This window comes from Pseudomonas sp. R5-89-07 (assembly GCF_003851685.1).
Classification (GTDB): Bacteria; Pseudomonadota; Gammaproteobacteria; order Pseudomonadales; family Pseudomonadaceae; genus Aquipseudomonas.
Genome location: NZ_CP027727.1, coordinates 2342759 through 2357124 on the forward strand (window position 1 = coordinate 2342759; position 14366 = coordinate 2357124).

Annotated in this window: 12 protein-coding genes; 3 read left to right on the top strand and 9 right to left on the bottom strand. The window is 62.8% G+C overall.

The genetic code is table 11. The features are described 5' to 3' along the window. Window positions 1–43: 43 nt before the first annotated feature. Window positions 44–982, bottom strand: coding sequence for a LysR family transcriptional regulator (locus tag C4J94_RS10875; protein ID WP_124386152.1), 939 nt, complete (start codon window positions 980–982; stop codon window positions 44–46). Window positions 983–1090: 108 nt separating this feature from the next. Between C4J94_RS10875 and C4J94_RS10880 the strand changes: the two genes are divergently transcribed. Then, entirely contained in the window at window positions 1091–2590 is a 1500-nt protein-coding gene (locus C4J94_RS10880; RefSeq protein ID WP_124386153.1) for a CoA-acylating methylmalonate-semialdehyde dehydrogenase, read from the top strand. A gap of 226 nt (window positions 2591–2816) precedes the next feature. Then, window positions 2817–3593 (top strand): ABC transporter substrate-binding protein, encoded by a 777-nt coding sequence (locus C4J94_RS10885; RefSeq protein WP_124386154.1) that lies wholly within the window; start codon window positions 2817–2819, stop codon window positions 3591–3593. 33 nt (window positions 3594–3626) lie between these two features. Here C4J94_RS10885 and C4J94_RS10890 read toward each other — a convergent pair whose 3' ends face one another. From C4J94_RS10890 to xylA, 7 genes are all read right to left on the bottom strand, one after another. Then, window positions 3627–4253 (bottom strand): transcriptional regulator, encoded by a 627-nt coding sequence (locus tag C4J94_RS10890; protein ID WP_124386155.1) that lies wholly within the window; start codon window positions 4251–4253, stop codon window positions 3627–3629. Next, window positions 4253–5386 (bottom strand): FAD-binding oxidoreductase, encoded by a 1134-nt coding sequence (locus C4J94_RS10895; RefSeq protein ID WP_124386156.1) that lies wholly within the window; start codon window positions 5384–5386, stop codon window positions 4253–4255. Before C4J94_RS10895 ends, C4J94_RS10890 begins: the two co-directional genes overlap by 1 nt. Next, the gene (locus C4J94_RS10900) at window positions 5383–6348 is read right to left on the bottom strand and encodes an ornithine cyclodeaminase family protein (RefSeq protein ID WP_124386157.1); all 966 of its coding nucleotides are present in this window, start codon (window positions 6346–6348) and stop codon (window positions 5383–5385) included. Before C4J94_RS10900 ends, C4J94_RS10895 begins: the two co-directional genes overlap by 4 nt. 175 nt (window positions 6349–6523) lie before the next feature. After that, the gene (locus C4J94_RS10905; protein WP_124386158.1) at window positions 6524–7660 is read right to left on the bottom strand and encodes a sugar ABC transporter permease; all 1137 of its coding nucleotides are present in this window, start codon (window positions 7658–7660) and stop codon (window positions 6524–6526) included. Beyond that, on the bottom strand, window positions 7661–9217 hold the full coding sequence (gene xylG / locus C4J94_RS10910; RefSeq protein ID WP_124386159.1) for a D-xylose ABC transporter ATP-binding protein: 1557 nt from the start codon (window positions 9215–9217) through the stop codon (window positions 7661–7663). After that, entirely contained in the window at window positions 9214–10215 is a 1002-nt protein-coding gene (gene xylF / locus C4J94_RS10915; protein ID WP_124386160.1) for a D-xylose ABC transporter substrate-binding protein, read from the bottom strand. Before xylF ends, xylG begins: the two co-directional genes overlap by 4 nt. Before the next feature lie 222 nt (window positions 10216–10437). Next, window positions 10438–11754: a xylose isomerase gene (gene xylA / locus C4J94_RS10920; RefSeq protein ID WP_124386161.1), complete on the bottom strand. Its 1317-nt coding sequence runs from the start codon at window positions 11752–11754 to the stop codon at window positions 10438–10440. A 139-nt stretch (window positions 11755–11893) separates the two neighbouring features. On the opposite strand from xylA, the gene C4J94_RS10925 reads away from it, so the two are divergent. Further along, a complete protein-coding gene (locus C4J94_RS10925; protein ID WP_124386162.1) occupies window positions 11894–13069 on the top strand; it encodes a XylR family transcriptional regulator in 1176 nt (391 codons plus the stop codon). On the opposite strand, the gene C4J94_RS10930 is transcribed toward C4J94_RS10925, so the two are convergent. Continuing rightward, the gene (locus tag C4J94_RS10930; RefSeq protein ID WP_124386163.1) at window positions 13066–14331 is read right to left on the bottom strand and encodes a carbohydrate porin; all 1266 of its coding nucleotides are present in this window, start codon (window positions 14329–14331) and stop codon (window positions 13066–13068) included. The two genes, C4J94_RS10925 and C4J94_RS10930, sit on opposite strands and share 4 nt — an antisense overlap. Between the last annotated feature and the right edge of the window lie 35 nt (window positions 14332–14366).

Below are 14366 nucleotides of genomic sequence, written 5' to 3' on the forward strand. Positions count from 1 at the left end.
GGTGGCGCATGAGCGTGGGTCACCGGGCTTTTTTTGCCCCAGCTCAGCCGACGAATCGAAACCCTGCGGCCAACTGCGCCTTTAAAAAAGTCACCAGCGCACTCACCGATTTCGGCACATGGGGCGAATACGGGCGGATCAGGTAGATCTCATCGGCAAACGCGCCCTTGAGTGTCCAGCCCTTCAAAACCTGCACCAGCTTGCCCTCGGCCAGCGCCGCATGGGCGCTGAAGTCCGGCAGCAGGGCGATGCCCAAGTGGTTGAGCGCCGCGTCGCGCAGGGCTTCGCTGTTGTTGGTGGCGAAGCTGCCGGCGATGGGGACAGTCAGGCGTTCGATGTGTTTGCTGCCGCGTTCGAAGGTCCAGGCCGGCTGGTCGCTGCCGCGTGGGTAGAACAGACAGTTGTGGGCCGACAGGTCGCTCGGCTCGCGGGGTTCGCCGTGGCGCTGCAGGTAATCGCGGGTGGCGACCAGCACCGAAGTGGTGTCGCAGAGCTTCCAGGCCACGTGGGTCTCGGGTATCTGGAAACCATGGCGCACGGCCAGGTCGTAACCTTCGGCCGCCAGTGAACTCAAGGCGTCGGACACGTCCAGCTGGATCCGCACCTGTGGGAATTGCTGCAAAAACTGCGGCAGGTGCGGCACCAGTTGTTGCCGGGCGAACGCCACCGGCGCGGTCAGCCGCACCAGGCCACGGATTTCCCCGGCCGAATCGCGCACCGACGAGAAGCTGCGGGCGATATGTTCATAGGCGCTGCGCACCTCGCGGGTCAACGAAAGCCCGGCGTCGGTCAGGCGTACGCTGCGCGTGGTGCGCGTCACCAGCCGAGTGCCGGTGGCCTTTTCCAGCTCGGAAATACGCTGGCTTACCGCCGACTTGCTCACGCCAAGGCGCGCGGCGGCGGCGGTGTAGGTGCCTTGTTCTTCCAGCACCGACAGCCAATGGATGTGGGTCCACAGCCCTTCGATCTCAGCTTTGTCCATGGGGGTATTGTTCGCCTGAGTGCACAATAAGTTCAGGATTCTGCTCTGGTTCGGAACAAAACGAAAGCCTAAGGTAGGTGCCAACGCCAACCAACTGGATCGCCTGCCATGCCTGCTACCCTCGAGCACTACATTAACGACCAGCGCGTAAGCCGCGATGATCGCTATCAGGACGTCTACAACCCGGCCACCGGCGAAGTCACCGCGCGCGTCGCCCTGGCCAGCCGCCAGACCGTGGCTGAAGCCGTCGCTGCCGCCCAGGCCGCCTTCGCCAGCTGGGCCGACACCCCGCCGATCCGCCGCGCCCGTGTGCTGTTCGAATACCTGCACCTGCTGCGTGAACGCAAGGACGACCTGGCGCGCATCATCGTCGCCGAACATGGCAAGGTGTTTACCGACGCCCAGGGTGAAGTCGACCGTGGCATCGATATCCTCGAATTCGCCTGCGGCATTCCGAACCTGCTCAAGGGCGAACATTCCGACCAGGTTTCCCGTGGCATGGACAACTGGACGATGCGCCAGCCGCTGGGCGTGGTAGCCGGCGTGACGCCGTTCAACTTCCCGGTGATGGTGCCGATGTGGATGTACCCGATCGCCATCGCAGCGGGTAATACCTTCATTCTCAAGCCCAGCCCCACCGACCCGAGCGCCTCGCTGTTCATGGCCGAGCTGCTGCGTGAAGCGGGCCTGCCCAAGGGTGTATTCAACGTGGTACAGGGCGACAAGGAAGCGGTGGACGCGCTGATCGAACACCCGGACGTCAAGGCCGTGAGTTTTGTCGGCTCCACACCGATTGCCCAGTACATCTACGAGAGCGGCGCGCGTCACGGCAAGCGCGTACAAGGCCTGGGTGGCGCGAAAAACCATATGGTGGTGATGCCCGACGCGGACATCGAGCGCACCGTCGATGCGCTGATGGGCGCCGCCTACGGCAGTGCCGGCGAGCGCTGCATGGCGATCTCGGTGGCAGTGCTGGTGGGTGATGTGGGTGATAAGGTCATCGCCGCCTTGACCGAACGTGCCAAGCAACTGCGCATTACCGATGGCCGCGACCTCAAGGCCGAAATGGGCCCGATTGTGTCCCGCGCCGCCCTGGAGCGGATCAGCGGCTACATCGAGCAGGGCGTGCAAGCCGGCGCGCAATTGCTGCTCGACGGCCGCGACTACGTGCCGTCCGAGCCTGGCCTGGAAAACGGCTTCTGGCTCGGCGCCACCTTGTTCGACCACGTGACTCGGGACATGAGCATCTACCGCGAGGAAATCTTCGGCCCAGTGCTGGCCTGCGTACGCGTGGATGATTTTGCCGCCGCGGTGAAGCTGGTCAACGACCACGAGTTCGGCAACGGCGTCAGCTGCTTCACCCGCGACGGCAACATCGCGCGCGAGTTTGCACGACGCATCGAAGTGGGCATGGTCGGCATCAACGTACCGATCCCGGTGCCGATGGCCTGGCATGGTTTTGGTGGCTGGAAGAAGAGCCTGTTTGGCGACATGCATGCCTATGGCACCGAAGGCGTGCGTTTCTACACCAAGCAGAAGTCGATCATGCAGCGTTGGTCGGAGAGCATCGAGCAGGGCGCGGAGTTTGCGATGCCGGTGTCGAAGTAAGCTTTACCTGCACCACATATCCAATGTGGGAGGGGCTTGCCCCCGATAGCGGCGTCTCAGGCACTGTATCTGTGCCTGAACCACTGCCATCGGGAGCAAGCCCCCTCCCATATTTTTTTTGACGTGCCAAACATAAAAGTCCAGTATGGAATTATAAGTACAAAACAGTTGCCGCATGTCTTTCTTCACTCTTGCCAAACCAACAACAACTTGCGAGAACCCGATCATGAAGAAACCCCACCTCATTCCCGCCCTGGCCCTGAGCCTGTTGGCCTCCAGCGCATTGTTCGCCGCCGAGAAAACCCTGCGCATCGGCATCGAAGCCGCTTACCCACCGTTCGCGTCCAAGACCGAAGAGGGCAAGATCGTCGGGTTCGATTACGACATCGGCAATGCCCTGTGCGCCCAGATGAAGGTCAAGTGTGTGTGGGTGGAGGGTGAGTTCGACGGGCTGATTCCTTCCCTCAAGGTCAAGAAAATCGACTTGGCGCTGTCGTCCATGACCATCAACGAAGACCGCAAGAAGTCGGTGGACTTCACCCACAAGTATTACTTCACCTCCTCACGCCTGGTGATGAAAGACGGCGCGGTGGTGGACGATCAGTACGCCAGCCTCAAGGGCAAGTCCGTCGGCGTGCAGCGCGCCACGACCACCGACCGGTATGCCACCGAGGTGTTCGAGCCCAGGGGCATCAACGTCAAGCGCTACAGCAATAACGAAGAAATCTACATGGACCTGGCGGCGGGGCGCCTGGATGCGATCTTTGCCGACACCATCCCGCTCAGCGACTTTCTGTCGATGCCACGGGGCAAGGGTTACGCCTTTGTCGGCCCGGAACTCAAGGACCCGAAATACGTAGGCGAGGGTGCCGGGATTGCGGTGCGCAAGGGCAATGGCGAGCTGGTCAGCGAGCTGAACGCGGCCATCGACGGCATCCGCGCCAGTGGTGAGTACCAGAAGATCTCGCAGCAGTACTTCAAGTCCGATATCTACGGCGACTGAGATCGTTCCCACGCAGTGGGAACGACCATGTCGTTAACCTTTCAGTTCCTTCAGGTGCTTGTAGACCGTTGCCCGCCCCATGCCCAGCACGTTGGCCACATAGTTGGACGCGCTCTTGCCCTTGAACGCGCCTTCGGCGTGCAGTGCAAGGACCAGTTCGCGTTTGTGGTCGCGGGTCAGCAGGTTCAGGCTCAGCTGGCGCTCGCGCAGCCAGGCGTGCAGGAAGGTGTTGATGCGTTCCTGCCAGTCGTCCCGGAACAGGGCGTCCGGCTGGGCGATCAGCTTGCTCGGTGACAGGAACAGGTCCAGCGCGGCCTTGGCATTTTCAAGCAGCGAGATATTTAGGTTGATGCACAGCACGGCCAGCCGCTGGCCGTGGTGGTCGTGCAGCACCGTGCTCAGGCTGCGAATCTTCTGGCCGTCCCAGTTGAGCTTTTCATACGGGCCGATATTCACTTCGCTGATGTCACCGTCCAGCATGTCCTCCAGCGAGGAGTCGTCACCCAGGCTGCGTTTGGACAGGTTATTGGCGATGTAGTCGACGGTTTGCGTTCGCAGGTCATGCAGCACCACTTCCGCATGGGGAAAGAACAACGTGGCGATCGCATCGGCAATCGCGCGAAAGTTCTGCATGACCTTGTCTTGTTCAACACTGCTCATCAATGGGGCTCCAGGCGGACGGGGGAGAGCATACCAGCGTCCAGACCGAACTGCGTGAGCGGCTCGGGCAGCGGCTGACCGCGCACCAGCGCCGCGCTGGCCTGGCCCATCGCCGGTGAAGTCTGGATGCCATAGCCACCCTGTGCAGCCACCCAGAACAGTCCGGGTACCTGCGGGTCAAAACCAGACAGCAAGTCACCGTCGTGCACGAAACTGCGCAGCCCGGCCCAGGTTCGCGTGGGGCGGCGGATGGTCAGGGTGGTGGCCTCTTCGATCTGGTAGATGCCCATGGCGACGTCCAGCTCTTCAGGCTGTACGTCCTGGGGCTCAACCGGGTCGGCATTGGCCGGCGAGCCGAGGAACATGCCGGCGTCGGGCTTCATATAGAAAGCTTCGTCGAGGGCGACCAGCATCGGCCAGGCATGGCTGTCCACGCCTTCCGGCCCGGCGAAGATGAAGGCCGAGCGACGCTTGGGTTGCAGCCCGATGGACGCCGCGCCCGCCAACCCGCCGATATGGTCGGCCCAGGCGCCAGCCGCGTTGATGATGATCGGTGCGCTGAAAGTGGCGTCCTGGGTGCGTACCTGCCAAATTCCATCGGCGTCGCGACTCAGGCCCAGCACATGGCTGTCGGTGCGCACCTCGCCGTGGTTGCGGCGGATACCGCGCAGGTAGCCTTGGTGCAGGGCGTCGGTGTCGATGTCGCAGGCGGTGGGGTCGTAAATGGCGCCGTGCACTTTTTCGCGGCGCAGGATCGGCAGGCGCGCGCAGGCTTCATCCGCGCTCAGGCGTTCGATCTGCGGCACCGTGGCTTTCGCGCTCAGGTACTGGGCGTTCAGCTCGGCAGGGTCGCCGTTGAAGTCGACCGTCATTTCGCCGCGTGGCGTCAGTAAAGGGTGTTCGCAAAAGCCAGGCGGTGGCTGGTCGAAGAACGCCCGGCTGGCCAGGGTCAGCGCGCGCACTTGTGGGGTGCCGTACGCGGCAGAATAAAGCGCCGCCGAACGCCCAGTGGAGTGATAGGCCGGGTGGTTTTCACGCTCCAGCACCAGCACCTTGCCGTGCTGCGACAACCAGAAACCGGTGGACGCACCGGCAATGCCGCCGCCGATGATGATGAAGTCTGCCTGGTTCATAGAAACTCTCCGGAGTGGCGCTGCAATTGATACAAGGCATTGGCCAGTGCGATGTCTTCCAGGCCCAGGCCGATGGAGCGGAAAAATACCGGGCGATCATAGTCCGGGCGCTGTGCCATGTCGCTGAGCAGCTCGGGCAGGTCGCCGACGATTGCGCGTTTATCCCAGCCGTGTTGTTCGCTGGCGATCAGCATCTCGCCGGCCGAAGAGGGGGTAGTCTGGCGATAGTCGCAGAACACGTGCATATGGTTGAGGCTGTGGGGCGACACCTCATGGGCGCGCGGGGCGTTGGTGCTGATCGAGGTGATGAGCGCTGGTTTGCTCAAGCGTGCCGGGTCGAGCACCGGGCCGGCTGAAGAGGTGCACAGCATGATCACATCAGCGTCGTGCACGGCGGCTTCACAGCTGTCGGCAAGGCTCAGGCGCGGGTCCAGGCTATTGAGCTGCGCGCGGGCTTCGGGGGTGGCGTGGTTCAGGCTTGGGGAATAGAGCTGGATGTGCTGCCAGTCCCGCAGGTTCTGCACGTAGCGCAGGTGTGCCTGGGCAACCTTGCCGCTGCCAATAATGGCCAGCCGCTGGGCCGACAGCGGTGCCAGCGCATCCACCGCCACGGCCGTGGTGGCGGCGGTGCGTGCGGTGGTCAGTTCAGAGGCGTCACACAGCAGCAGCGGCTGGCCGGTGTGCGTCGACATCAACAGCGTCCAGGCCGTCACCAGTGGCCCTTGCTCGCGCACGATATAGGGCGAAGTCTTCACGCCGTAGACCCCGTCGAGCGCCAACACCCCCAGATAGTTGATGAAATCCCCGGCGCCTTGGGGGAACTCCACCAGCTGTTGCGCCGGCTGCACGGCTTGCCCGGCGGCGAGGTCGCAGAACAGCTTGCGCAGGATAAGGGGCACGTCGACCTGAGCGAGCAGCGCACGCGCCTGGGCCTGATCGATAACGAGGGGAGAGGTGGACATGGGTGCCTCCAAATAAACTAATTTGTCCATTATGGACTTTTAGTATTTGTTGGCAATCACCCCCCGAGAAAAAATGAGGACAATGTGGGAGGGGGCTTGCCCCCGATAGCGGTGGGTCAGATAAGTGGTCATCGACTGGCACTCCGCCATCGGGAGCAAGCCCCCTCCCGCAGGGTTACCGGCGCCCCCCCCGCGTACTCACATCCACCCACACCGCCAGCACCAGGATGCTGCCCTTCACGATCATCTGCCAGTAACTGTCCACATCCAGCATCGACATGCCGTTGTCCAGGCTGGTAATCACCAGCGCCCCAAGCAACGCGCCGTACACCGTGCCCGAGCCGCCGCGCATCGAGGTGCCGCCGATAAAGCACGCGGCGATGGCGTCCAGTTCGCCCATGTTTCCCGCCGACGGTGAGCCGGCGGCCAGGCGTGCGGTGTTGACCAGGCCGGCGAGGGCGCACATCACGCCCATGATGCCGAAGATCCACAGTTTCACCGCCTGCACGTTGATGCCCGACAGCCGCGTGGCTTCCATATTGCTGCCCACCGCATACACGCGGCGGCCGAAGACGGTCTGGCTGGTGACGTAGCTGAACACGCCGAGCAGCACCAGCAGCAGCAACACCGGCACCGGGATACCGTCGTAGCTGTTGAGGGTGGTGACAAACCCGGCCAGCACCGCACCGATCAGCGCCACGCGCAGCACGTCGCGCACCAGGGAATGTGCGGCCAGGCCATGCAGGGCGCGGTTGCGCCGTTGTTTCCAGGTGAGGAACAGGGTCAGCGCGAACAGCACCACGCCCAGCCCGATGCCCACGGCGTGCGGCAGGTACCCCTGGCCGACGTACACCAATGAAGGCGACACCGGCGCAATGGTGGTGCCGCCGGTGATGCCCAGCAGGATCCCGCGAAACGCCAGCATCCCGCCCAGGCCGACAATGAACGAGGGGATGCGCAGGTAGGCGGTCATGTAGCCATTGGCCAGGCCGATCATCAGGCCGCACAGCGCCACCAGGCTCAGGTTGGCCAGCAGCGGAATGTGGTAAACCACATCCAGGATCGCCGCCAGCCCGCCCAGCAATCCGAGCAACGACCCCACCGACAAATCGATTTCGCCACTGATGATCACCAGCACCATGCCGCACGCGAGGATCCCGGTGATGGACATCTGCCGCAGCAGGTTGGACAGGTTGCGCGGCGTGAGAAAGCCGCCCTCGGTCTGCCAACTGAAAAACAGCCAGATGAACGCCACGGCGATCACCAAGGCGAGCATTTTGTAGCGGGTGAAAAGCTGTTTGACCTGATTCATCTACGCGGTCTTCCGATCGTTATTGTTTTGGCTGAGCGCGGCGGCGAGCACCTGTTCCTGGGTGAGCCCCTGGTTGATGAAGTCGCCCCGCAACTGGCCGTCGCCGATCACCAGCACGCGGTTGGACACGCCGAGCACTTCAGCAAGTTCCGACGAGACCATGATGATCGACACGCCTTCGGCCGCCAGGGCGCCCATCAGTTTGTAGATTTCATACTTGGCGCCCACGTCCACCCCGCGCGTGGGCTCGTCCAGGATCAGCACCTTGGGCTTGGTCATCAGCATTTTCGCCAACACGGCTTTTTGCTGGTTGCCGCCGGACAGGCTGGTGATCGGCAGAAAGGGGCTGGCCGTCTTGAGGTGCATGCGGGCGATCTGCTGGTCGATGCTGCCCAGTTCGGCTTCGGCGTCGATGCGGGTCAGGTGGGCGTAGGTGTCGAGCACCGCCAGGGTGATGTTCTGGCCAACGCCCAGGTCGGGAATGATGCCCTGACGCTTGCGGTCTTCAGGCACCATGCACAGCCCGGCGCGAATCGACTTGAGCGGGGTGCGCGTGTCGATCACCTGGCCCTCCAGCCACACCTCGCAGCTGTAGCGTCCGGGGTAGGCGCCGAACAGTGCCGACACCAGTTCCGTGCGCCCGGCGCCCACCAGCCCGGCGATGCCGAGGATTTCGCCGCGCCTGAGCACGAAGGAGACATCGTCGACGCGCTTGCGCTTGGGGTTGTCGACGTCATAGCAGGTGACGTTGCGCGCTTCGAAGATCACCTCGCCCACCTCGTGAGGCTCGGTGGGGTAGAGGTTGCTCATTTCGCGGCCGACCATTTGCGTGATGATCCGTGGGATGTCCATGTCGGCCATGGCGGTGGTCGCAATGTGCTTGCCATCGCGAATCACCGCGATGGTGTCACACACGGCGGCCACTTCATCGAGCTTGTGCGAGATATACACACAGGCCACGCCCTTGGCCTTGAGGTCGCGGATAATGTCGAGCAGCACCTCGATTTCCGAGCGGGTCAGGGCCGAGGAGGGTTCGTCAAGGATCAGCAGGCGCGCCTGTTTGTTCAGGGCCTTGGCGATTTCCACCAGTTGCTGGTAGCCGCCGCCGTATTGCGAGACCGGCAGCGCGACGTTCATGTCCGGTACCTTGAGTTCGCGCATCAACGCCTCGGCGCGGTGCAGCATCGCCGGGTAGTTCATGCGCCCGCCCGGCAGGGTCAACTCGTGGCCCATGAAGATGTTCTCGGCCACCGACAGGTCGGGCACCAGGGTCAGTTCCTGGTGGATGATGACAATCCCGGCGGCCTCGGTTTCGCTGATGGACTGGGCTTTGAGCGGCTGCCCGTCCCAGAGGATTTCGCCCTCCCAGGTGCCGTGCGGGTAGACCGCCGACAGCACCTTCATCAAGGTGGATTTGCCCGCACCGTTCTCACCGCACAGGCCGACGCATTCCCCCGGCCGTACCTTAAGGTCGATGCCGTTGAGGGCGTTGACACCGCCAAAGGTTTTGACGATGCCGTTCATTTGCAGCAAGTAGTCGGCGGCCATGGCGGTCATTGCCCGGCGATCTGCTCTTTGGTGTAGAAGCCGTCCTTCTCCAGCACGTCGATATTGGCCTTGGTCAGCGGCGTCGGCGTGAGCAGGATGGTGTCGACCTGCTTGCTGCCATTGTCGTACTGCGAGCTGTAGCTGGGCTTTTCATTGCGTGCCAGTTGCACCGACAGTTTGGCCGCCTCGGTGGCGATCAACTTGAGCGGCTTGTACACAGTCATGGTCTGGGTGCCGTCGATCACGCGCTTGATCGCTGCCAGGTCAGCGTCCTGGCCGGAAATCGGCACCTTGCCCGCCAGCTTCTGCGCGGCCAGGGCCTGGATCGCACCGCCGGCGGTGGCGTCGTTGGAGGCGACGATGGCGTCGATCTTGTTGTCGTTGCGGGTCAGGGCGTTCTCGACAATGCTCAGGGCCTCGGTGGGGTTCCATTCCTTGACCCATTGCTGGCCGACGATCTTGATGTCGCCCTTGTCGATGGCCGGTTGCAGCACTTTCATCTGGCCTTCGCGCAGCACCTTGGCGTTGTTGTCGGTAGGCGCGCCGCCGAGCAGGAAGTAATTGCCCTTGGGCGCCGCCTGCAGCACACCATTGGCCTGCATTTCGCCGACTTTTTCGTTATCGAAGGAGATGTAGGCGTCGATGTCCGCGTTGAGGATCAGGCGGTCGTAAGACACGACCTTGATCCCGGCCTTCTTGGCTTCGGCGACCGCGTTGGTCAGCACCGTGGCGTTGAACGGCACGATAACGATCACGTCGACGCCACGGGAGATGAGGTTTTCGATCTGCGAGATCTGCTTCTGCTCGTTGGCGTCGGCCGATTGCACGAACACCTTGGCGTCGAGCTTTTCTGCGGCCGCGACAAAGTAGTCGCGGTCTCGGGACCAGCGCTCCAGGCGCAGGTCGTCGATGGAGAAGCCGATTTTCGGATGCGCCGAATCGGCCATCACCGGCAGGGCGAGCAGGGCCAGGGCGGTGGCGAGCAGGGTACGTTTGAATGACTTCATGGTGGTGCGTCCTTTTATTGTTGTTGGAAAGACACAGGGTGGTGCGCCTGAAACTGTAGAGCGTCCTAGGGCGCTCTGTGCGTAGATTTGTCGCGCAAATGTCACTGCCCTCTGTAGGAGCGAGCTTGCTCGCGAAAAACGTCAACGATAACGCGAGACACTGGGTTAACCCTGTCGTTCTTGCGTTCTTCGCGAGCAAGCTCGCTCCTACAGAGGGGGGCTTCAGGTGTAGATGAACCGGTTTACAACGCCTTCGAGCATCTCCTGCCGGCCACTCACGGCCTGCGGGTCGAGTTCGTTGGCAAACGCATGTTCGGCCAGCGACGCCAGGCTGAACTCACCGGCCAGCACCGCACGGCCCAGGGACTGGTCCCAACCGGCATAACGCTGGTCCTTGAACTGTTGCAACTGGTCGTTCTGCACCATGGCGGCCGCGCGTTCCAAGGCCAGGGCCAGTACATCCATAGCGGCCACATGGCCGTGGAACAGGTCCACATCATCCAGGCTTTGGCGGCGCACCTTGGAATCGAAATTGTAGCCGCCGTTCTTGAACCCGCCGGCCTTGAGGATTTCATAGGTGGCCAGGGTCATTTCCTCGACGCTGTTGGGGAACTGGTCGGTGTCCCAGCCGTTCTGCGGGTCACCACGGTTGGCGTCGATGCTGCCGAAAATGCCCAGGGACACGGCGGTGGCGATCTCATGATGAAAGCTGTGCCCGGCCAGGGTGGCGTGGTTGGCCTCGATGTTGACCTTGATCTCATGCTCCAGGCCGTACTCATGCAGGAAGCCAAACACCGTGGCGCTGTCGTAATCGTACTGGTGCTTGGTCGGCTCCTGGGGCTTGGGCTCGATCAACAGGTCGCCCTTGAAGCCGATCTTGTGCTTGTGCTCCACCACCATGCGCATGAACCGGCCGAGTTGTTCACGCTCGCGCTTGAGGTCGGTATTGAGCAGCGTCTCATAGCCCTCACGGCCGCCCCACAGCACATAATTGGAGCCCTTGAGTCGCAGCGTGGCATTCATCGCGCTGAACACCTGGGCCGCCGCGTAGGCGAACACTTCGGGGTCCGGGTTGCTGGCGGCCCCGGCGGCGAACCGCGGGTTGCTGAAGCAGTTGGCGGTGCCCCACAGCAGCTTGATGCCGGTCTGTTCCTGGTGACGCTCCAGGTGATCGACCATCTGCGCAAAGTGGTTGCGGTACTCCTTGAGCGAACTGCCTTCGGGGGCCACGTCGGTGTCGTGGAAACTGTAGTAATCGATGCCCAGCTTGGAGAAAAATTCAAACGCGGCTTCTGCCTTGCCGATGGCCAGTTCCATCGGATCGCCGCTGCGCTGCCACGGCCGCTTGAAAGTACCCACGCCAAACATATCCGCCCCCGGCCACACAAAGGTGTGCCAGTAACAGGCGGCCATGCGCAGGTGTTCACGCATGGGTTTGCCGAGGATCAGTTTGTTCGCATCGTAATGACGAAAGGCGAGAGGGGCGTCGCTGGCAGGGCCTTCGAAGCGAACCTTCTCGACACCGGGGAAGTACGGCATGGCGTTTTCCTTATTGTTCTTGGCGGTGTCTGGATACTAGCAACGGCACCCGGGCTGCTGATTATGAAAATCACCAAGGGGTGGTGCGATTTTGTGCAGCGAGGGCTAGTCTGTATCCACCGGCAAAAGGACAAGAACAATGAAAACCCTACCGCCCGTTCACCGCATCGCCTTGCTGTTCAATGGCAGCAAAATCTACGACCGCGGCATCATCGCCGGCATCGGCAATTACCTGAGCAGCACCCGCGTGTCCTGGGATTTGTTTCTGGAGGAAGATTTCCTGTGCCGCCTGCGTGGCATCGAGCGCTGGCAGGGCGATGGCATCATCGCCGACTTCGATGACCCGCTGATCGGCGAGGCGCTGGCCGGGAGCAGGGTGCCGGTGGTGGCGGTGGGCGGCTCGTATGAGGACGTCAGCCAGTATCCGAAGGGGATTCCCTATGTGGCGACCGATAATCATGCGTTGATGAAGTTGGCTTACGAGCACCTGGTCGAGGCCGGGTTGACGCGGTTTGCCTGTTTCAGCCTGCCCCAGGCTCAGGCCAATCGCTGGGCCCAGGAGCGGGAAAAGGCCTTTCGCCGGTTGATGCAGCGCGATGGCCTGCACGTCGAGGTGTATCGCGGCCTGGGTACCAGCGCGCCGTTATGGGACAGCGCGGTGGAGCAGCAGATTGCCTGGCTGCACAGCCTGCCCAAGCCCATCGGCATTATCGCGGTGACCGATGCCCGTGCCCGTCAGCTGTTGCAAGCCTGCCTGACGGCGGGCATTGCGGTGCCCGAGGAAGTGGCGTTGATCGGCATCGACAACGACCCGCTGACCCGCACGCTGACGCGGGTGCCGCTCAGTTCGGTGATCCAGGGCACCGAGACCATGGGCCGTACCGCCGCCGCGCTGCTGCATCAGATGCTGCATGGCAAACCCTGCGCGGGCACGCAGATTCTGGTGCCGCCGGAGGCGATCAATGTGCAGGCCTCCAGCCTGCACCAGCCTTTGGGCAATCCCTATGTGATGCAGGCCTTGCTGTTCATTCGTCAATACGCGTGCCAGGGCATCAAGACCGCGCAGGTGGCGGCGTATGTCGGGGTGTCGCGCTCATCGCTGGAGTCGCACTTTCGCAAGGTGCGCGGGTGCAGCGTGCACGACGAGATCCTGCGCTTCAAACTCGCCGCCGCCGCCAAGGGCCTGGAAAACCAGGCCCTGGCGATTGCCGATATTGCGCAGACCTGTGGCTTCAAATCGGCGCAATACCTGCACACGGTGTTTCGTCGCGAATACGGTTGCACGCCGAGGCAGTACCAGCACGGCGCAGCTTAGAACACGGCCTTGACTTGCAAACCCAGGATCAGCGCATTGTCGATGCTCTCCCCGGAAAACGCCCCCGGTTCGATGATGTACTGCATATCCGGCCTCAGCGTCAGCCAGGGCGTGGCCTGGTAGCCATAACTGAGCTCGATCAATTGCTCGGCGCTGTCCAGCCCGGGGTAGGGCCGGTCGGCATTGAACGCGGCAAGTTCCTGCACCTCGCGGCTGCGCGGGTTCGGCACGGCGCGGCCATAGCCCAGGGCGACGGTGTCACGCGGGCGGCCTTCGAACGGTTTGTACAGCACCACGCCGGCGCCATACCACTTGCTGAACGGCGACGCCGCCTCGCTGGCCGCCGAATACTGGCCGAAGGCGTGCAGGCTGCGCCCCTCGGACGATGGCGAGGCCCACACGGCCTGGTCGATCAACAGGTAGTGGCCGCCGCGACCGCTGACTTTCTTATCGCTGCCGATGCGTTTTACATCGGAGCTGTCGTAGTAATAACCGAGCTTGTATTCACCCGGCAGGCTGCCTGCGTGTTTGTAGATCAGCTCGATGGGCACCACGGTGCCGGTGGTGTGCTTGGGGCCCAGGTGCCAGGCGCGGCTGGCATTGCCGTTGCTGGAAGGGTCGACATTGAACGCCGCCACGCGCAGTTGCCAGTTGGGCGAAAGGTCGTATTTCACCCGGGCGCCCAGGTGCGCGTTCGGGTAGTTGGCCCAGCCACTGCCGCCCGACATGTTCAGCGGGTGCCCGCAGAAACCGGCGTTCATGAAGTTGCACAGGATGCCGCTGTCCAGGCCGCCGAGGTCGTTGCCCATGGCCATATAGCCAAGCTTGAGGTTAAGCGCCGGGGTGAACAGCGTGCGCTCATAGCTCAGCTCGGTCAGGCGCGTATAGAGGCCTCCGTAGTTTTCCTGGATCGGCAGGCGGTTGCCCACCAGGTCATCGGAGGCGCTGTTGCCACGCCGGTCGTTGATCGTCAGTTGGATGCGGTCGCCATGGTTCAAACCGTAGAGCTTGCCCAAGTCGAACTGCACACCCAGCTTGAGGTTTTGCGAATAACGCGCCGAGCGGTGCTGGCCGCCGTGGGCGTTGTAGGCGGTCTCGCCGCTGTAGTCGCCGGTGAAGCGCACGCCTTGTGCGTCGAGTTCGCGGCGCAGGCCACCCCAGTCGCCGGTCAGCGTGCTGTCGTCGGCCTGGGCGGGCAGGGCGGCGGCAAAGGCCAGGCCCAGCAGCAGGCGCCCAAGGGAGGTTGGAGAAGTCGGGTTCATGCGGGATTTTCCAGACACAAAGCGCGGTGCGGGCG

What these genes read in the sequence shown, in the direction of transcription:
- C4J94_RS10905 (WP_124386158.1), bottom strand. Translation starts at nt 7,660, where the DNA reads ATGAATCAGGTCAAACAGCTTTTCACCCGCTACAAAATGCTCGCCTTG.
- xylF (WP_124386160.1), bottom strand. Translation starts at nt 10,215, where the DNA reads ATGAAGTCATTCAAACGTACCCTGCTCGCCACCGCCCTGGCCCTGCTC.
- C4J94_RS10885 (WP_124386154.1), top strand. Translation starts at nt 2,817, where the DNA reads ATGAAGAAACCCCACCTCATTCCCGCCCTGGCCCTGAGCCTGTTGGCC.
- C4J94_RS10880 (WP_124386153.1), top strand. Translation starts at nt 1,091, where the DNA reads ATGCCTGCTACCCTCGAGCACTACATTAACGACCAGCGCGTAAGCCGC.
- xylG (WP_124386159.1), bottom strand. Translation starts at nt 9,217, where the DNA reads ATGACCGCCATGGCCGCCGACTACTTGCTGCAAATGAACGGCATCGTC.
- C4J94_RS10875 (WP_124386152.1), bottom strand. Translation starts at nt 982, where the DNA reads ATGGACAAAGCTGAGATCGAAGGGCTGTGGACCCACATCCATTGGCTG.
- C4J94_RS10925 (WP_124386162.1), top strand. Translation starts at nt 11,894, where the DNA reads ATGAAAACCCTACCGCCCGTTCACCGCATCGCCTTGCTGTTCAATGGC.
- xylA (WP_124386161.1), bottom strand. Translation starts at nt 11,754, where the DNA reads ATGCCGTACTTCCCCGGTGTCGAGAAGGTTCGCTTCGAAGGCCCTGCC.
- C4J94_RS10930 (WP_124386163.1), bottom strand. Translation starts at nt 14,331, where the DNA reads ATGAACCCGACTTCTCCAACCTCCCTTGGGCGCCTGCTGCTGGGCCTG.
- C4J94_RS10900 (WP_124386157.1), bottom strand. Translation starts at nt 6,348, where the DNA reads ATGTCCACCTCTCCCCTCGTTATCGATCAGGCCCAGGCGCGTGCGCTG.
- C4J94_RS10890 (WP_124386155.1), bottom strand. Translation starts at nt 4,253, where the DNA reads ATGAGCAGTGTTGAACAAGACAAGGTCATGCAGAACTTTCGCGCGATT.
- C4J94_RS10895 (WP_124386156.1), bottom strand. Translation starts at nt 5,386, where the DNA reads ATGAACCAGGCAGACTTCATCATCATCGGCGGCGGCATTGCCGGTGCG.